The organism is Bradyrhizobium sp. 40 (assembly GCF_023100925.1).
In the GTDB taxonomy this organism is placed as follows: Bacteria; Pseudomonadota; Alphaproteobacteria; order Rhizobiales; family Xanthobacteraceae; genus Bradyrhizobium.
This window is the reverse complement of record NZ_CP064688.1, coordinates 4,202,477-4,219,170: the sequence shown is the minus strand read 5'-3', so window position 1 is coordinate 4,219,170 and position 16,694 is coordinate 4,202,477. Positions and strand designations below refer to the sequence as shown.

The window sequence follows — 16,694 nt, the reverse complement described above, 5'->3', positions numbered from 1 at the left end:
CGGCTCCTGCCTTCCGTTACCGGAGAAACAATGTCCAAGTTGAGCTTTGCCGTTATCGCCGTCGCCGTTGCGTTCTCCGGGGGCGTCTCGGCACAATCATCCGATCCGCGCGGCGCGTGCAAGGCGGACTATGACAAATTCTGCGCCGGCATTGCGCCGGGCGGCGGCATCGTCGCCTGCCTCAACGCCAAGCGCGACAAGCTCAGCGCAACCTGCAAGACGGCGCTGGACAGCAGGAAAAAGAAGTAAGCGGCGCGCTGCTCAGCCCGGCAGCGGCGGCGGGCTAGCGGGCTGCTCGACCGGCGGCGGAGCGGCCGTCTGCTGCTCGACCGCTTGCGCTGGAGCCGGCTTGGCCAGCGGCTCCACCACGTTCCCGCCCTTGTAGATGCGGGCGTAGCGGCGGCCGAGGCTGGTCAGCACCTCGTAGCCGATCGTTCCGAAATGATGCGCGAGCTCGTCGACGGTAATGCCCTCGCCGAGCAGCGTCACCATGTGGCCGCGCCGCGCCGCGTTCGGCGGCAGATCGGTGATGTCGATCGCGATCAGATCCATCGAGACGCGGCCGGCGACCGGACAGCGCTTGCCGGCGACGATGACCTCGGCGCCGCGGGTGCCGTCGTTGGAGCTTGCGGCGCGGAAATAGCCGTCGGCATAGCCGACCGCGATGATCGCGAGTTTCGTCGGCCGCCGTGCGGTCCAGGTGCCGCCATAGCCGACGCTCTCGCCGCGCTCGATATTGCGGATCTGCACGATGCGGGCCTTGAGATCGACCACCGGCTGCATCGGATTGTCGGCCTCCGGCGTCGGGTTGACGCCGTAGAGCGCGGCGCCCGGCCGCACCATGTCGAACTGGAAGGGCGCGCCGAGGAAGACGCCGGACGAATTGGCGAGCGCCGCCGGCACGCCGGAGAATTCGCTGGCGATGCCGCGGAAGGCCGCGAGTTGCTTGGCGTTCACCGGGCTGTTGAGCTGCTCGGCCGAAACCAGATGGCTCATCACCAGCGTGATGCCGTGATCGCCGGCGTTGATGCGGGGGATGATGGCCTGTGCTTCCGCAAGCGTCAGGCCGAGCCGATTCATGCCCGTGTCGATGTGGATGGCGGCGCCACCGGTCCAGCCGGTCCGGCGGCAGAACACGTCCCATTCGGCGAGCTCGTTGAGATCGCCGATCACGGGGCGGCAGTTGATCTGGGCGTAGTGCTCGCCGGTGTTCTGGAAATAGCCGCCGAGCACGTAAATCGCAGGCTCCGGCACCGCCGCGCGCACCTTGCGCGCTTCCTCGATGGTGGCGACGAAGAAGGTCTTGCAGCCGGCCTTGTTCAGGGCACGCGCGACCTGCTCGGCGCCGCAGCCATAGGCGTCCGCCTTGATCACCGCCGAGCATTCGGCAGGCACCGCCGTCTTCTCGAGCTTGCGCCAATTGGCGATGATGGCGTCGAGATCGACGGTCAGCACGCCACCGAAGGTCGCGAGCGCGGCAGCCTGATTGGCCTCCGCGGAGAGAAGGCCGGATTGCGGGATGATTTTCGAGTCGGACGCCATTGTCATGGCGCCGTTTTACGCAAGAGGCCGGTCGGGTTCAACCCAGGGAACTCAATAGTCGTTGCCGCTGCGGTCCGGCACCTGGCTGTCCGGCGCGAGGTCGCCGAACCGTGTGATCGATGCTTCGAAGGCCAGATCGACGGTGCCGGTCGGTCCGTGGCGCTGCTTGCCGATGATGACTTCGGCCTTGCCATGCGCAAGATCCATGTCCAAGCGCCATTTTTCGTGCTCGGGTGTGCCCGGGCGCGGCTCCTTGTTTCCGAGGTAATATTCCTCGCGGTAGACGAACAGCACGACGTCGGCGTCCTGCTCGATCGAGCCCGATTCGCGCAAATCCGAGAGCTGCGGCCGCTTGTCGTCACGCGACTCGACCTGGCGCGAGAGCTGCGAGAGCGCAATCACGGGCACGCTGAGTTCCTTGGCGAGCGCTTTCAGGCTTGTCGTGATCTCGGTGATTTCCTGCACGCGGTTTTCGCTGCGCTTGCCCGAACCCGACAAGAGCTGGATGTAGTCGATGACGATGAGGTCGAGGCCCTTCTGCCGCTTCAGCCGGCGGGCGCGCGCCATCAGCTGCGCAATGGAGAGACCGCCGGTCTCGTCGACATAGAAGGGCAACGACTGCAGCTCGATCGAGACCTCGCGGATCTTCTCGAAATCGGCCTCCGAGATGCCGCCGCGGCGGATCGAGGAGGAGGGGATGCCGGTGCGCTCGGCCACGATACGCGTGGCGAGCTGGTCGGCCGACATTTCGCAGGAGAAGAAGCCGATGACGCCGCCATGGGCGGCCTTCATGGTGCCGTCGGCCTGGAGTTCGCCGACATAGGCCCGGGCGACGTTGTAGGCGATGTTGGTTGCAAGCGACGTCTTGCCCATGCCGGGGCGGCCGGCGACGATGATGAGGTCGGAGTGCTGCAACCCACCCATCTTGGTGTCGAGGTCGCGCAGGCCGGTCGAGATGCCCGACAGCTTTCCGTCGCGCTGGAACGCTTTCGCGGCCAGATCGACCGCAAGCGTCAGCGCCTGCGAGAATTTCTGGAAGCCGCCGTCGTAGCGGCCGGATTCGGCGAGTTCGTAGAGACGGCGCTCGGCGTCCTCGATCTGCGCCCGCGGCGCGAAGTCGACCGGGGCGTCATAGGCGACATTGACCATGTCCTCGCCGATGCCGATCAGGTCGCGTCGCAATGCCAGATCGTAGATGGTGCGCCCATAATCCTGCGCATTGATGATCGTGGTCGCTTCGGCGGCGAGGCGCGCCAGATATTGCCCGATGGTCATGCCGCCGATGTCGGTGTCGGCGGGCAGGAAGGTCTTGAGCGTGACGGGCGTCGCGATCTTGCCCATCCGGATCAGGCTCGAGGCGGTCTCGAAGATGGTCTGGTGCAACGGCTCGAAATAGTGCTTCGGCTCCAGGAAGTCGGAGACGCGGTAAAACGCGTCGTTGTTGACCAGGATCGCGCCCAGCAGGCTCTGTTCCGCCTCGATATTATGCGGCGCGCTACGATAGGCGGGGGTTCCGGCTTCGGGCGCGAGTTTGAGAACGTTCGAATCAGTCAGGGCCATGGTCGAGCGATAGCAATTTTCTGGGGCGGATGCGGGGCCGGGATAAAGCGCCGCCTCAGACCAAAGCGGAAGCAAAAGCTCGCCGCTATCAACCGATCATTAAAATGGTGGATGATTGGCCGCCGCAGCCCGCGCCGCGCTTGACGGATTTTCCTGGAACCATGCCGGGACCTGAAAGCCGTCGCTACCGCGCCACGGAAAACGCTCGTTGAAGTGAACCTAATGGGTTGGCGGGCAGACGTATCGAGACGCGCGCGAAATGACGCACGCTGGGCGCTTTCGGCTCGGTTCAGACCAGCAGGAGGTAAACCAGTGCAACCAGAGCCGCCCCGACGCCGGTAGCGATCAGGGCATAATCGGTGCGGAGGTCGTCCTGCACGTCGAATGAGGTTTGGGTCTCTTTGCTCATGGCGACGGTCTAAGCCAGGGCCGACGAGACTTATGTGAAGCAGATCACATCTCCCCGGATTCTTTCGGGGGTACAGCCGGAACAGGCAAGCGGGCGGGGGGTTGTCTCCCGGTCTGCCACCAGGGAACGAGGCAAGCGATGCGGCCAGAACGGCAGCCCCGGAATTGGCGAAGCGAAGCAGGCAGCCGACTTTGGCTGTCGGGGCTGATCGCGGCCATGGAGCATGCTGAGCGGCCTGAAGTGCGTCGGGAACCGGTCGCCCCCGAAATCCTGAAGGCACTGCGGATGCAATTGGCCTTAACGGCCTCTTTCCGATCCGCTCCGATTTCGACCCTGCGCCACTAGGACTTATTCACCAGCCAGCTTCAGCCTCGGCTTGGCGCCGGCCTCGACGGCCCGCAGCCGGGCTTCTTCACGCGCGATGTAGTTGCGCGTCATAGGCACGACGCCCTGACGCCGGGTGAGTTGAATCTGGAAGTTCATCATATCCTGCTTGCGGAACGTCATCTCGCTGGCTGCCAGGTAAAATTCCCACATCAGCGCGAAGCGCTCGTCATACAGCTGCACGGCTTCTTCGCGCCGCGCCATGAAGCGCTCGCGCCATGCCTTCAGCGTTTCGGCGTAATGCAGGCGCAGTATCTCGATGTCGCAGATCAGCAGGCCGGCCCGCTCCATCGCCGGCAGCACCTCCGAGAGAGCAGGGATGTAGCCGCCGGGAAATATGTATTTGGCGATCCACGGATTGGTGGAGTCCGGGCCCTGCGAACGGCCGATCGAGTGCAACAACATGACGCCGTCCTTGTCCAGCAGCTCGGCGCAGCGCTGGAAGTAGGTGTCGTAGAAGCGCGCGCCGACATGCTCCAACATGCCGACTGAGACGATGCGGTCGAACGGGCCGGCGATGTCGCGATAGTCCTGAAGCAGGAATTTGGCCGATCTGGTCAGGCCCTTTTCGGCTGCGCGCGCATTGCCGATCTGCAACTGCTCCGTCGATAACGTGACGCCAGTGACGTCAGCACCTGCGATCTCGGCGAGATAGAGCCCAAGTCCGCCCCAGCCAGAGCCGATGTCGAGGACGCGCTGGCCGCCCTTGACGAGCAGCTTTGCGGCGACGTGCCGTTTCTTGGCGAGCTGCGCATCGTCGAGCGTGCTCTCGGGCGTCTCGAAATAGGCGCAGCTGTATTGCTTGTCGGCGTCGAGAAAGAGCGAATAGAGCCTTGCATCGAGATCGTAATGGTGTGCGACGTTGCTGCGGGAGCGCGGGCGCGGATTGAACTGCTTCAGGTGCCGCACCAGATAGCGCAGGTGCCACCAGGGTTTTGCCCAGTGCGGCAATAGGTCGGGTTGATCGAGCAGGATCGCGAGGGCATCAGCTATGGTGCCGTGCTCGACGACGAACTCGCCGTCCATGTAGGCCTCGCCAAGCCCGAGCTCGGGATTGACGAGGATCCTTCGTTCTGCGTCCGCGGTGACGAAGCGGACTGCGACCGGTTCGCCCGAGCCGTCGCCGACGGTGAACTTCGCGCCCTTCGCCGTGGTCACCGTCATCGACCCGCGGCGGATGAATTGAGACAGGAATTGACGCAGCAATCGATCCATCGGCACCCATCCTCTCGAGCGGACCCGAAGAGATGCGACTACCCGGCCTTTCACACCCTACGCCCGGGCATCTCGGCGGTTCCTATGCGTTGCATCTAGATCTAGGGAGGTGTCCCGGGCCCGCTATTGCGCTGCGCTCAAAGCGGATATTCCCAAACCGCTTAATCACATCCTTGCGCGCGGAGGCTGCTTCCATTCGCGGCTCAATCGGATAAAAGGTGACCCGCCGCGGCGCCGCCTGCCGGCTGCACCTCTCGGAATTCAATGGAGATGATGGGAATGTCGAGCCGAGCGCTCAGCCTCGCGACGATCTTGCTTCTGATCGGCTTCGGCGCGACCAATACCGTTCTCGCGCAGGCGACGAACCTCGAGGCCGGCAAGGCCCCATCCCAGCTTTTCGCGCAGACCTGCAATGCATGTCACAAGAGCCCGCGCGGCCTGTTGAAAACGGTGGCGCCGGGTTCGCTGCCGGGCTTCCTGCGCCAGCATTACACGACCAGCTCCGACATGGCCGGCGTGCTCGCCTCCTACCTCGTCTCCAACGGAGCCACCGACACCCGCTACCAGGCCAAGGACGGCAAGGACAAGAAGGACGGCGCCAAGGACAAGGACAAGGAAGCCAATACCAATCCCGCGCAGTCCCCCGAACGTCAGGGCCGCCGGCAACGTTCCCAGGAGTCCGCCAAGCCGGAAGGCGAGGGTGCCGCTCCCGCGGTCGAGGGCGCGCGTCAGAAACGCGCCGCGCGGCCGGCCGAAGAAGGAACGAAGGAAGGCGCGAAGCCCGAGGACCAGGCTGCCCCCGAAGGGCGCAAGGCCAAGCGTCTCGGCAAGCGTGGCAAGCCGGGAAGTGATGAGGCACCGAAGGTCGATGCCGCGGCGCCCACGGCAGACGACAAGAAGAGCGAGCCGAAGGTCGAGTCCAAGCCCGAGACAAAGCCTGAGACTGCAAAGGGGGATTCCGGCGAGGCTAAATCCGAAGGCAGCAAATCTGAAGGCAGCAAGCCGTCCGAGAAGCCCGCCGAGGCCAAGCCGGAAAGTGCCAAGGTTGAGCCGCGCGGCAGCGAGGCTCCGGCGTTGCGGCCCGATCCAGTGCCGCAGGTGACGCCGGCGGCACCATCCGCCGCGAAGCCCGCCGAGCCAGCTGCGCCCAAGGCGGCGGAAGACGCCGCCCCCAAGCCCGCCGCAAGGGCCGAACCGCCAGCGAAGTCGCAGGAGCCCGCGCCGCCCGCAACCGCTGCGGCCCCACCGCCGCCAGCCGAATCGTCCGGTCCGCCGACGCCGCCGATTTCGCGATAAACGACCATATATTTCGACATGCGAAGGCCGCGCGCTCGCGCGGCCTTCGTCGTCTTGACCGCAACACGATCGATCGCAGCCGCGATCTCGCGCGGCCAGCCGGCGTTGACGGCCGAATACAAGCTCAATCTGTTGTCGCCCGCGGCTGGCAAGAAGCTGATCGGCCGGGCGAGGGTGATCAAGCCGGGGCGTCAGGTCTCCGTGGTCGCAGCCGACGCTTTCTGCGTCACCGACGGCATCGAGAAGCAACCGGCAACCGCGCTCGCGTCGATCGCGATGCTGAGCGAGGACGTTGCCGCCAAAACGAAAAGCCCGGCCGCCTGAGGCGACCGGGCTTCGAAAGCCTTGCGCGAATGCGAGGCTTACTTCTCGGTCTCTTCCGCAGCCGGCGCCGGCTCGGCGTCGTCCTGCTGGGCTTCCGGGTCGAAGAACTCGCCGGCAGCTGCGATCGCTTCGGCCGCAGCATCCCGGTCTTCGTTCCGGCTCGAGATGTCCTCGCCGCGGTTGATGCGCTCGGCCTCGTCCTGGCTGCGCGCCACGGTGACACTGATCTCGATCTCGACCTCGGGGTGGATGGCGACCGTGATGGTGTGCTTGCCGATGGTCTTGATCGGCGCGTCGAGCTGAACCTGCGGGCGGGACAGTGAAACACCGTCGGCTTCGAACGCCACGACGATGTCGCGCACGTTGACCGAGCCGAACAGCTGGCCGGCTTCCGAAGCCTGGCGGATCACGATGATGTTCTTGCCCTGGATCTTCTCGGCGATCTTGGACGCCTCGCCCTTGGACTCAAGGTTGCGAGCCTCGAGCTCGGCCTTCATGCCGTCGTACTTGGCACGGTTGTCGGCGGTGGCGCGCAGCGCCTTGCCGCGCTTGAGCAGGAAATTGCGGGCATAGCCGTCGCGAACCTTCACGACTTCGCCCATGTGACCGAGCTTGTTGACGCGTTCCAGCAAAATGACTTCCATATTCGTTCTCCTTTGATGTGTTGAGTGAGTTGGAATTTCGAACTTGAACTTTCGGATTTGAACTCAAGAGGTCGGCAGCGGCGGTGGCTGGCGCGTACGAAGGAAGCGTTCGCGGAGGCCGAACACGGCATCCGCGAGGCCGAGGATCACCATCGCCATGACGGGCCATCCGAACACGACCACGACGGCGTAGGTAGAGCCGAGCCAGAAGGTGCGGCTCTTCAGCGCCAGCGTCAGCGTGTGCAGCACGGCAAAGCCGGTCAGCGCATATCCCATCATCAGCGCCGCCGCCGCGATCTGCGCCACGATCGCAAGCAGTCCGCCGGTGAAGCAGAAGGCGAGCGCGATGCAGAGCGCCACGAGCGTCATCGGCGGCAGCTCCGCCGTCATCAGGTCCGGCCAGGGGCGTCGCAGCCGGCCCGACGTCGCCGTCACCTTGGTGCTGAGCCAGAGGTTGAGGGTCAGCGTCATCATCGCGACGATGGTGGCGGCGGCCGGCACGATCCGCACCAGTGCGTCGACGAATTGGTCGGTCTCGCCGGAGGTCTGCGGGTCGGCGGCGCGGAGGAGGCGCATCAGGCCACGGCGCAGCGTGCCGGTGATGGTCTCGGCGTCGGTGCCGAGCGTGAGCAGGGCGGCGAGCGTGGTCAGTGTGGCGAAGCCCGCGATCCACAGCAGGATGCGGCCGACCGGATACCACTCGAGCACTGGCTCAGTGGGCGGCTCGGCGGCGGGCTTCGGCGCGGCGGGTCCGACCTGCCGGCTGAGCAGGACGAGATGGCCGAGCCACCAGGCCGGCAATGCGACGGTGACGGCGAAGGCAATGCAGTAGGGCAGGCCGAACAGCGCGCCGAGGCCAACCGCGGCGGCGATGCCGCCGAGGCTCGCGCAAAGCGGTCCCCAGCCGATCGAAGCGACCATCAGCGGCAGCGGTGCGAGATAGAACAGGACGAGCGAGATAAGCGCGCCCGAAGCGATCGAGGCGAACATCAGGGCCGACGCAGCGCCGGCGATCAGGGCTATCAGTCCAAAGGCCATCATCAGCTGTCCCGCTCCCTTCGAGCGGTTAGAGGCATCTCGCCCCAACCATCGGCGACCGGACGACCCGGAAGCCTTATGAGAAACTAGGTAGCTCGGCCGGCGGCGATGTCGCCGCCGGCCGAATTCGTCTTAGCGAATGACGTAGGGCAGCAGGCCCAAGAACCGCGCGCGCTTGATGGCGCGGGCAAGCTCACGCTGCTTCTTCGCGGACACCGCGGTGATGCGGCTCGGCACGATCTTGCCGCGCTCGGAGACGTAACGCATCAGCAGCTTGGAGTCCTTGTAGTCGATCTTCGGAGCATTCGCGCCCGTGAACGGGCAGCTCTTGCGGCGACGGAAAAACGGGCGGCGTGCACCAGCTTCAGCCATTGTTCTTACTCCCCATCCGTCGTGGTGGTGGTGGTCGTGGTGGTTTCAGCGTCTTCGCGCGGACGGCGCGGACCGCGGTCACCGCGGAAGCCGCCACCTTCACGATCGCCACCACGGAAACCACCCTCGCGGTCGCCACGGAAGCCACCGCCTTCGCGATCGCCACGGAATCCGCCGCCACGGTCGTCACGCTCGCGGTCACGGTCGGCCTTGCGCATCATCGCGGACGGGCCTTCCTCGAGCTCCTCGACGCGGACGCTGAGATAGCGGATCACGTCTTCGCTGATGCGCTCCTGGCGCTCGATCTCGGCGATCGCCGCGGACGGTGCGTCGATGTTGAGCAGCACGAAATGCGCCTTGCGGTTCTTGTTCATGCGGTAGGTGAGGGAGCGTACGCCCCAATTCTCGGTCTTGGTGACCTTGCCGCCGAGACCTTCGACGATGCCGGTCATCTGCGCAGTCAGCTCTTCGACCTGCTGCGTGCTCGCGTCTTGGCGCGCGAGAAAAACATGCTCATAGAGAGCCATGGAAGTCCTTTCCTCATGTTGGCGCATCGCCCGGCGTCAAGCCCTTAAGAGGCCTTCGGAAAGGACTCTGGGATTAAGCTCAGAAGGCGGAAACACGGGACGACGGGCCGACTGGCCCTGCCACACCAAAATCACGAATGATTTGCTGAGACCGTCCGTTCAGCTCCCGGCCGGGGTCTGCGGATGGGCGCGTTATACGGATTTCGGCTGACTTGGCAAGGTCTCTGGCAAGGTTGCAGGCGGCGTTTTGGCGCGGATGGTCTATGCGGGCGGCTGGATCCACCGCGGACCACCATACCGGCTTGATTTGTTTGTTTGTATATCATACAAACAGATCTGACGGGAGCGAACCCCAATGGCAGAAAAGTCGGCCCAGGAGCCGCTCGAGGCGGCAGGCGACCCCAAACACGCCACCCGCGCCACGCGGTCGGCCGGCCGCAAAATGCGCTCGCTGCTGCTGGATGCCGCGAGCCCGCTGTTTCGGGAGCGGGGGCTGTCGGGCACGGCGATCACCGACATCGCAGCCGCTGCGAACGCGTTCCCGAGCCAGATCACCTATTACTTCCGCACCAAGGAGGCGCTGTTCGTCGAATGCGCCTGCCGCGAGTTGCTGTACCTGGCGCGAGCGACCGAGCAGGCGGCGCTGAAGGCGCGCACGCCGCGGGACTATACCCACGCGCTGGCCGAGACCGTCACGGCGAGCGATTCGGTGACCTTCTTCGCCGAGGCGCTGACGCTGACGCGGCGGCGCCAGGATCTCGCGCCGCTGGTCGAGCGCACCATCGAGCGCCTGCACAGTGAGGGTGCGCGAGCCTATGCGAGCCAGGTCGCGCGGCACGGCTGGCGCTCCCTGCGCGCGCCCGATGAGAGTTCGCGGCGGTTCTGGGCCGTCGCCATCGGCGTCATCCTCGAGGGCTACGCGATGGGCCGTTCGCCCGAGGCGCTGTGCGCCGAGATGCTGCGCGTACTGGGTGAACAGGCGAAATTCAATAGTGACACGACGCGCCTGCGCCTTGTCGACGCGCGCGACGCATCGAGCAATTCGAATGAGGAGAGTTAGGCCATGACTGCGCTTCGCATGCGTGCCCGCGATTTCCTGACCGACGACCAACTTGCCGACGTGCGCCAGCGCGTGACCTGGAAAGGCGTCGCGCTGATCGCGCACGCCTGGGCGCTCATCATCGCGGCAATCGCCTTGGTCGCGTGGTGGCCCAATCCGATCACTTATCTCTTCGCCGTCGCCATCATCGGCTCGCGCCAGCTCGGGCTCGCGATCCTCATGCATGACGGCGCGCATGGCTGCCTGTCCGCCGACGAGAAAACCAATCTGACCATGAGCCAGTGGTTCTGCGCCTATCCTCTGTTTGCGGAGACGCGCAGCTATCGGCGCTATCACCTTCAGCATCATGCGCGCACGCAGCAGGAGGACGATCCCGATCTCGTGCTGTCGGCGCCATTTCCGATCACGAAGCTGAGCTATCGCCGCAAGTTCATTCGCGACATGACCGGGCAGACCGGCTACCAGCAGCGCAAGGCGCAGTTGCTCAATGCGCTGGGGCCGAAGGACTGGCCGTTGCGACAGCGCGCGGCGCATTTTTGGGAGCAGCTCGGCCCGGAATGTCTGGTCAATGGCGCGATGTTCGCAGCGCTCACGGCGGCCGGCGTGTGGTGGGCCTATCCGCTGCTATGGCTGGTGCCGCTCCTGACCTGGATGATGGTGATCACCCGTATCCGCAACATCGCCGAGCACGCAGTCGTGCCCGACAGCAGCGATCCCTTGCGCAATACCCGCACCACCTACGCCAATTTCTTCGAGCGTCTGTTCATCGCGCCGTATTACGTGAACTACCACCTCGAACATCATCTCTTGTTCTATGTGCCCTGCTATAATCTGCCGAAGGTGCATCGCCTGCTGAGCCAGAGCCGGCATGCGGGCCGCATGGAGGTGCAGCCGAGTTACGCGGCCGTGCTGCGGCTTGCGACCGCGAAGCCGAACCGCGATGACCGCCCGGGGCAACTGGTCAACAGCGCGCGCCGCGCGCAAGCGGGGTCCGAGGTCGACGCCAACCAGACGGCCGGCGGATTTTAGGGAGCCGTCTCATCAGTTGAAGGCTGAACGAAGTTCCTATCTTGGCTTGACATTCCAGCCCCGGACAGTGTCTACGGCCCCCTTTGGAGCATGATCCGGAACCATGGCCTACGGCCGTGCGTAATCGGCTGCCGGTTCTCGCAGAGATCACGCCCGACAAGCAGGGAGCGCCGATGACGGCTGCATTCACATTTCCGGGGCAGGGTTCCCAAGCGGTCGGCATGGGCAAGGCGCTGGCGGATGCCTTTCCGGTGGCGCGCGCCGTGTTCGACGAGGTCGATACCGCGCTGGGGGAGAAGCTGACGGCGACCATCTGGGATGGTCCGGCCGAAACCCTCCAGCTCACTCAAAACGCCCAGCCGGCCCTGATGGCGGTGTCTGTCGCCACCCTGCGCGTGCTGGAGGCCGAAGCCGGGTTTTCCGTGGAGCGGGATGCGGCCTTCGTCGCCGGCCACTCGCTCGGTGAATATTCGGCGCTGGCCGCGGCCGGCAGCCTGACGATTTCCGACACCGCGCGGCTGCTTCGCATCCGCGGTCTCGCAATGCAAAAAGCCGTGCCGGTCGGCGTCGGTGCGATGGCCGCTCTGCTCGGCCTCGACTACGAGGCAGCCGTGGCGGTGGCGGACGAGGCCGCGCAGGGGCAGGTCTGCCAGGCAGCCAATGACAATGGCGGCGGGCAAGTGGTCGTCTCCGGCGACAAGGCCGCGGTCGATCGCGCCGTCGAGATCGCCAAAACCAAGGGCGCCAAGCGCGCAATGTTGCTGCCGGTGTCCGCACCGTTCCATTGCAAGCTGATGCAGCCGGCTGCCGACGCGATGGCGGAGGCGCTGGCCAAGGTCACGATCAAGGCGCCGGCGGCCCCGCTGGTGTCGAACGTGCTGGCGAGCGCGATCACCGATCCCGACGAGATCCGCCGCCGCTTGGTCGAGCAGGTCACGGGCACCGTGCGCTGGCGCGAGTCGGTGGCCTATATGGCGGGGCAGGGCGTCACCCGTTTCTTCGAGATCGGTGCCGGCAAGGTGCTGACCGGTCTCGTCAAGCGTATTGCGGACGGTGCCGTTGGCGTCGCGGTCGGTGGTCCCAACGACATTGCTGCCGCCAAGGATGCATTGGCCGCTGCGAAGCAGGCCTGAGGCGGGATGATTCGTCGTCGCGCTTGAGTTCTTTAGTTGACGCACGATCCTTTCGGAAAACCGCTGCGCATTTTTCCGGATCGTGCTTTGGAGGAGTTATCGATGTTCGATCTGACTGGCAAAAAGGCGCTCGTCACCGGCGCAACCGGCGGCATCGGCGGCGCGATCGCACAGGCGCTGCACGCGCAGGGCGCCACCGTCGCGATATCGGGGACGCGCAAGGAAGTGCTGGATGAGCTTGCCGGCAAGCTCGGCGAGCGCACCCATGTGCTGCCCTGCAATCTCTCCAAGGCCGACGAGGTCGAGGCGCTGGTGCCCGCTGCGGAGGCGGCGATGGGACAGGTCGACATCCTCGTCGCCAATGCCGGCATCACGCGCGACAATCTCTTCGTGCAGCTCCGTGACGAGGACTGGGAGGAGGTCATCAACATCAATTTGACTTCGACCTTCCGGCTTGCCCGAGCGGCCACCAAATTGATGATGCGCAAGCGCTTCGGCCGCATCATCGCCATCACCTCGGTGGTCGGCGTCACCGGCAACCCGGGGCAGGGCAATTATACCGCGTCGAAGGCGGGCCTGATCGGCATGATCAAGACGTTGGGTGCCGAATACGCCAAGCGCGGGGTCACCGCGAATTGTATCGCTCCCGGCTTCATCAAGACGCCGATGACCGATGCGCTCAACGACAAGCAGCGCGAAACGATTCTGACCAAGGTTCCGGCCAATCGCCTGGGCACGCCCGAGGACATCGCGGCGGCCGCCGTCTACCTGAGTTCGAACGAAGCGGCCTATGTCACCGGCCAAACCATCCACGTCAACGGCGGCATGGCCATGATCTGACGCTCCATGCCGCACCGCCCCCTGGCGGCGCGGAATGCGGCAAACGGCCGTTTCCGGAGCGAAATGAGGCTTGTAGTCAACGCAATTGAAGTATGATAACCGGACCTTCAACGGATGGGCAAAGAACGCCATTGCAGGTTTTTGAAACCCTGTATATTGGCGATGCGGAGCCTTGGCCGTCATTCGCCGGGCCTGCATCGGTTAGGATGGGGCCAAATCAAAGTTCGTAAGCGAAGGCAGTCAACGACCACGACGGCTCGTATCGTCCCGGGGGGTCGGGTCTACAGGGAACAACACGAGGTTATGCAATGAGTGAGATTGGCGAGCGGGTTAAGAAGATCGTGGTCGAACACCTTGGTGTTGAACCCGAGAAGGTTGTCGATGCTGCGAGCTTCATCGACGACCTCGGCGCCGACAGTCTGGACACCGTCGAGCTGGTGATGGCGTTCGAAGAGGAATTCGGTTGCGAGATCCCGGACGATGCCGCGGAAACGATTCTCACCGTCGGCGACGCCACCAAGTTTCTCGAGAAGAACGCGAAGAGCTAAGGCTCTTCATTTTCGCGGGGACAACATTGAAACCGGACGGACCGCCCAACAGCGGTCAGCCGGTTTCTTGTTATTGGCCGTGAATGTTTCGATGCGGAGTTTTCGGATATGAGGCGGGTTGTCGTCACGGGTCTTGGCATGGTTTCGCCACTCGGCTGCGGTGTCGAGCCGACCTGGAAACGCATCCTCGACGGCCAAAGCGGCGCACGCAAAATCGAGAGCTTCGATGTCTCCGATCTTCAGACCAAGATCGGCTGCACGGTCGTGCGCGGCGACGGTACCAACGACACTTTCAACCCCGATATCTGGATGGAGCCGAAGGACCAGCGCAAGGTCGACGACTTCATCATCTTCGGCATGGCCGCAGCCGGCCAGGCGCTCGACGATGCCAACTGGCATCCCGAGACCGAAGAGGACAAATGCGCCACCGGCACCATGATTGGGTCCGGCATCGGCGGCCTCAACGGCATTGCAGAAACTGCGATCCTGCTGAAGGAACGCGGGCCGCGCCGGGTCTCGCCGTTCTTCATTCCGGGCCGGCTGATCAATCTCGCCTCCGGCTATGTCTCGATCAAGCATGGGCTGAAGGGGCCGAACCATTCGGTGGTCACGGCCTGCTCGACCGGCGCTCACGCGGTCGGCGATGCCGCCCGCCTGATCGCGCTCGGCGATGCCGACGTCATGGTTGCCGGCGGCGCGGAATCGCCGATCGGCCGCATCGGCATTGCCGGCTTCAACGCCGCACGTGCGCTCTCGACAGCCTTCAACGAAACGCCCGAGAAGGCCTCCCGCCCCTACGACAAGGACCGCGACGGCTTCGTGATGGGCGAGGGCGCCGGCGTTCTGGTCCTGGAAGAGCTCGAACACGCCAAACGCCGCGGCGCCAAGATCTATGCCGAAGTGATGGGCTACGGTCTCTCGGGCGATGCCTATCACATCACCTCGCCGTCACCCGACGGCGACGGCGGCTTCCGAAGCATGGCGGCGGCGCTCAAGCGAGCCGGCCTTACCGCGTCCGATCTCGACTACATCAACGCGCACGGCACCTCGACACCGCTCGGTGACGAGATCGAGCTTGGTGCGGTCGAACGTCTGCTCGGCAATGCCGCTTCCAAGGTCGCGATGTCCTCGACCAAATCGTCGACCGGTCATCTCCTGGGTGCGGCCGGTGCGATCGAAGCGATCTTCGCCATTCTCGCGATTCGCGATAATGTCGTGCCGCCGACCATCAACCTGGACAACCCGTCGGTCGAGACTGCGATCGATCTCGTGCCGCATCAGGCGAAGAAGCGCGAGGTCAATGTCGCGTTGTCGAATTCTTTTGGTTTTGGCGGTACCAACGCGTCGGTCATCTTCCGGCGTCTGGTCCATTAGTTTGTTGTTGCGACGAATCCACCGTTTTGCCGTATTCGGCGATAGTCATGGAAGCGGGCGCGTGCATTTGGCTCGGCAAGCGATTGTCAGGTCGCGATTGAACCGGCAGGATTCAGGTTGCTTCGATGAGTGAAAGGCCGCCCATTTCGCCCCGGAGTCCGCGGGCAGCGCTCGAGCCCGAGCAGGTCCCGCCGCCGCCGAAGCGATCGGACCGCGCGCGTAATCCCTTCGTGATCGTCGGCAACGCCATCATCACCCTGCTGCTGATTGCGATGATCGGTGCGGGCGGCGTGTACTATTACGGCCGACAGGTGCTCGAGGCGCCGGGACCGCTGAAGGAAGACAAGATCGTCAACATCCCGCAGCGGGCCGGCAAGCGCGACATCGCCGAGACGTTGAACCGGGAAGGCGTGACCGACGTCAATCCGTGGGCGTTCATTGCCAGCGTCGCTGCGTTGAAGGCGAGCTCGGACCTCAAGCCCGGTGAATACTCGTTCCAGAAGAACGCGTCCTTGCGCGACGTCATTGCCACCATCGTCGAGGGCAAGGTGGTGCAGCATGCCGTGACGATCCCGGAGGGCCTGACCTCCGAGCAGATCGTGGCGCGCCTGTCCGACAACGACATCTTCACCGGCAGCGTGCGTGAGCTGCCGCGCGAAGGCACGCTGCTGCCCGAGACCTACAAGTTCCCGCGCGGCACCCCGCGCGATCAGGTGATCCAGCGCATGCAGCAGGCGCACAAGCGAGTGCTGACCGAGATCTGGGAGCGCCGCAATCAGGACATTCCGGTCAAGAGTCCGGAGCAATTGGTGACGCTGGCCTCGATCGTCGAGAAAGAGACCGGCAAGCCGGACGAGCGCAGCCGCGTCGCCGCGGTGTTCGTCAATCGCCTGAAGCAGAGGATCAAGCTGCAGTCCGATCCCACGATCATCTATGGTCTCGTCGGCGGCAAGGGCACGCTCGGCCGACCGATCAAGCGCAGCGAGATCACGCAGCCCTCGCCCTACAACACCTATGTCATCGAGGGTCTGCCGCCGGGCCCGATCTCAAACCCCGGCCGCGCTTCGCTCGAGGCTGCCGCCAACCCGGCCCGCACCCGTGACCTCTATTTCGTCGCGGACGGCACCGGCGGGCATTCCTTCACCGAGACCTACGACGCGCACCAGAAGAACGTCGCCAAGCTGCGCGCGATGGAAAAGCAGATCCAGAACGACACGGTCGAGCCGGCTGAGGACGCGCCGGCCGCCGCCGCGCCCGGTGCCGCCGATACGCCGACGGCGACCACGCCGGCGCGCCCCAACCAGCAGAAAAAGCCGCCGGCCGCTCGCCCCGCGGGTCCGCCGCCGGCCCGCCAAGGCGCGGTGCAGGCCTCGCCCCCGGTGGTGCAGCGCTAGGCCTG

General features: G+C 64.8%; 16 protein-coding genes and 1 pseudogene. 10 read left to right on the top strand and 7 right to left on the bottom strand.

Going from position 1 to position 16,694, the window contains the following annotated elements; translation table 11 throughout:
• Window positions 1-30: 30 nt before the first annotated feature.
• Window positions 31-249, top strand: coding sequence for a hypothetical protein (locus tag IVB40_RS20585; RefSeq protein ID WP_027517508.1), 219 nt, complete (start codon window positions 31-33; stop codon window positions 247-249).
• Between the two features lie 12 nt (window positions 250-261).
• Here IVB40_RS20585 and alr read toward each other — a convergent pair whose 3' ends face one another.
• The 3 genes from alr to IVB40_RS20570 form a co-directional block, all read right to left on the bottom strand.
• Window positions 262-1,542: an alanine racemase gene (alr, locus tag IVB40_RS20580; RefSeq protein ID WP_247816129.1), complete on the bottom strand. Its 1,281-nt coding sequence runs from the start codon at window positions 1,540-1,542 to the stop codon at window positions 262-264.
• 51 nt (window positions 1,543-1,593) lie between these two features.
• Entirely contained in the window at window positions 1,594-3,102 is a 1,509-nt protein-coding gene (locus IVB40_RS20575; protein ID WP_247408411.1) for a replicative DNA helicase, read from the bottom strand.
• 757 nt (window positions 3,103-3,859) lie between these two features.
• Window positions 3,860-5,110: a cyclopropane-fatty-acyl-phospholipid synthase family protein gene (locus tag IVB40_RS20570; RefSeq protein ID WP_247816128.1), complete on the bottom strand. Its 1,251-nt coding sequence runs from the start codon at window positions 5,108-5,110 to the stop codon at window positions 3,860-3,862.
• 279 nt (window positions 5,111-5,389) lie between these two features.
• On the opposite strand from IVB40_RS20570, the gene IVB40_RS20565 reads away from it, so the two are divergent.
• Together IVB40_RS20565 and IVB40_RS20560 are read left to right on the top strand one after the other, a co-directional pair.
• Complete coding sequence (locus IVB40_RS20565) at window positions 5,390-6,406, top strand: hypothetical protein (protein ID WP_247816127.1); 1,017 nt, start codon at window positions 5,390-5,392, stop codon at window positions 6,404-6,406.
• A gap of 42 nt (window positions 6,407-6,448) precedes the next feature.
• Window positions 6,449-6,730: pseudogene (locus IVB40_RS20560) on the top strand (PaaI family thioesterase); the annotation flags it as partial.
• A 38-nt stretch (window positions 6,731-6,768) separates the two neighbouring features.
• On the opposite strand, the gene rplI reads toward IVB40_RS20560, so the two are convergent.
• The 4 genes from rplI to rpsF form a co-directional block, all read right to left on the bottom strand.
• Window positions 6,769-7,374: a 50S ribosomal protein L9 gene (gene rplI / locus IVB40_RS20555; RefSeq protein ID WP_027569660.1), complete on the bottom strand. Its 606-nt coding sequence runs from the start codon at window positions 7,372-7,374 to the stop codon at window positions 6,769-6,771.
• A 63-nt stretch (window positions 7,375-7,437) separates the two neighbouring features.
• Complete coding sequence (locus IVB40_RS20550; RefSeq protein ID WP_247360586.1) at window positions 7,438-8,415, bottom strand: DUF2232 domain-containing protein; 978 nt, start codon at window positions 8,413-8,415, stop codon at window positions 7,438-7,440.
• Window positions 8,416-8,544: 129 nt separating this feature from the next.
• Window positions 8,545-8,784 (bottom strand): 30S ribosomal protein S18, encoded by a 240-nt coding sequence (rpsR, locus tag IVB40_RS20545; RefSeq protein WP_007592020.1) that lies wholly within the window; start codon window positions 8,782-8,784, stop codon window positions 8,545-8,547.
• Between the two features lie 5 nt (window positions 8,785-8,789).
• A complete protein-coding gene (rpsF, locus tag IVB40_RS20540; RefSeq protein ID WP_027569662.1) occupies window positions 8,790-9,311 on the bottom strand; it encodes a 30S ribosomal protein S6 in 522 nt (173 codons plus the stop codon).
• 355 nt (window positions 9,312-9,666) lie between these two features.
• On the opposite strand from rpsF, the gene IVB40_RS20535 reads away from it, so the two are divergent.
• The 7 genes from IVB40_RS20535 to mltG all read left to right on the top strand — a co-directional run bounded on the left by IVB40_RS20535 (window position 9,667) and on the right by mltG (window position 16,689).
• Complete coding sequence (locus IVB40_RS20535; RefSeq protein ID WP_247360587.1) at window positions 9,667-10,371, top strand: TetR/AcrR family transcriptional regulator C-terminal domain-containing protein; 705 nt, start codon at window positions 9,667-9,669, stop codon at window positions 10,369-10,371.
• A 3-nt stretch (window positions 10,372-10,374) separates the two neighbouring features.
• The gene (locus tag IVB40_RS20530) at window positions 10,375-11,400 is read left to right on the top strand and encodes a fatty acid desaturase family protein (protein ID WP_247816126.1); all 1,026 of its coding nucleotides are present in this window, start codon (window positions 10,375-10,377) and stop codon (window positions 11,398-11,400) included.
• Window positions 11,401-11,573: 173 nt separating this feature from the next.
• A complete protein-coding gene (gene fabD / locus IVB40_RS20525) occupies window positions 11,574-12,533 on the top strand; it encodes an ACP S-malonyltransferase (RefSeq protein WP_027569665.1) in 960 nt (319 codons plus the stop codon).
• Window positions 12,534-12,635: 102 nt separating this feature from the next.
• On the top strand, window positions 12,636-13,373 hold the full coding sequence (gene fabG, locus IVB40_RS20520; protein WP_007592006.1) for a 3-oxoacyl-[acyl-carrier-protein] reductase: 738 nt from the start codon (window positions 12,636-12,638) through the stop codon (window positions 13,371-13,373).
• Between the two features lie 308 nt (window positions 13,374-13,681).
• The gene (locus IVB40_RS20515) at window positions 13,682-13,921 is read left to right on the top strand and encodes an acyl carrier protein (protein ID WP_006020277.1); all 240 of its coding nucleotides are present in this window, start codon (window positions 13,682-13,684) and stop codon (window positions 13,919-13,921) included.
• Window positions 13,922-14,029: 108 nt separating this feature from the next.
• A complete protein-coding gene (fabF, locus tag IVB40_RS20510; RefSeq protein WP_247816125.1) occupies window positions 14,030-15,295 on the top strand; it encodes a beta-ketoacyl-ACP synthase II in 1,266 nt (421 codons plus the stop codon).
• A gap of 125 nt (window positions 15,296-15,420) precedes the next feature.
• Entirely contained in the window at window positions 15,421-16,689 is a 1,269-nt protein-coding gene (gene mltG, locus IVB40_RS20505) for an endolytic transglycosylase MltG (protein ID WP_027569667.1), read from the top strand.
• The last annotated feature ends 5 nt before the right edge of the window (window positions 16,690-16,694 follow it).

What these genes read in the sequence shown, in the direction of transcription:
- IVB40_RS20585 (WP_027517508.1), top strand. Translation starts at nt 31, where the DNA reads ATGTCCAAGTTGAGCTTTGCCGTTATCGCCGTCGCCGTTGCGTTCTCC.
- alr (WP_247816129.1), bottom strand. Translation starts at nt 1,542, where the DNA reads ATGGCGTCCGACTCGAAAATCATCCCGCAATCCGGCCTTCTCTCCGCG.
- IVB40_RS20575 (WP_247408411.1), bottom strand. Translation starts at nt 3,102, where the DNA reads ATGGCCCTGACTGATTCGAACGTTCTCAAACTCGCGCCCGAAGCCGGA.
- IVB40_RS20570 (WP_247816128.1), bottom strand. Translation starts at nt 5,110, where the DNA reads ATGGATCGATTGCTGCGTCAATTCCTGTCTCAATTCATCCGCCGCGGG.
- IVB40_RS20565 (WP_247816127.1), top strand. Translation starts at nt 5,390, where the DNA reads ATGTCGAGCCGAGCGCTCAGCCTCGCGACGATCTTGCTTCTGATCGGC.
- rplI (WP_027569660.1), bottom strand. Translation starts at nt 7,374, where the DNA reads ATGGAAGTCATTTTGCTGGAACGCGTCAACAAGCTCGGTCACATGGGC.
- IVB40_RS20550 (WP_247360586.1), bottom strand. Translation starts at nt 8,415, where the DNA reads ATGATGGCCTTTGGACTGATAGCCCTGATCGCCGGCGCTGCGTCGGCC.
- rpsR (WP_007592020.1), bottom strand. Translation starts at nt 8,784, where the DNA reads ATGGCTGAAGCTGGTGCACGCCGCCCGTTTTTCCGTCGCCGCAAGAGC.
- rpsF (WP_027569662.1), bottom strand. Translation starts at nt 9,311, where the DNA reads ATGGCTCTCTATGAGCATGTTTTTCTCGCGCGCCAAGACGCGAGCACG.
- IVB40_RS20535 (WP_247360587.1), top strand. Translation starts at nt 9,667, where the DNA reads ATGGCAGAAAAGTCGGCCCAGGAGCCGCTCGAGGCGGCAGGCGACCCC.
- IVB40_RS20530 (WP_247816126.1), top strand. Translation starts at nt 10,375, where the DNA reads ATGACTGCGCTTCGCATGCGTGCCCGCGATTTCCTGACCGACGACCAA.
- fabD (WP_027569665.1), top strand. Translation starts at nt 11,574, where the DNA reads ATGACGGCTGCATTCACATTTCCGGGGCAGGGTTCCCAAGCGGTCGGC.
- fabG (WP_007592006.1), top strand. Translation starts at nt 12,636, where the DNA reads ATGTTCGATCTGACTGGCAAAAAGGCGCTCGTCACCGGCGCAACCGGC.
- IVB40_RS20515 (WP_006020277.1), top strand. Translation starts at nt 13,682, where the DNA reads ATGAGTGAGATTGGCGAGCGGGTTAAGAAGATCGTGGTCGAACACCTT.
- fabF (WP_247816125.1), top strand. Translation starts at nt 14,030, where the DNA reads ATGAGGCGGGTTGTCGTCACGGGTCTTGGCATGGTTTCGCCACTCGGC.
- mltG (WP_027569667.1), top strand. Translation starts at nt 15,421, where the DNA reads ATGAGTGAAAGGCCGCCCATTTCGCCCCGGAGTCCGCGGGCAGCGCTC.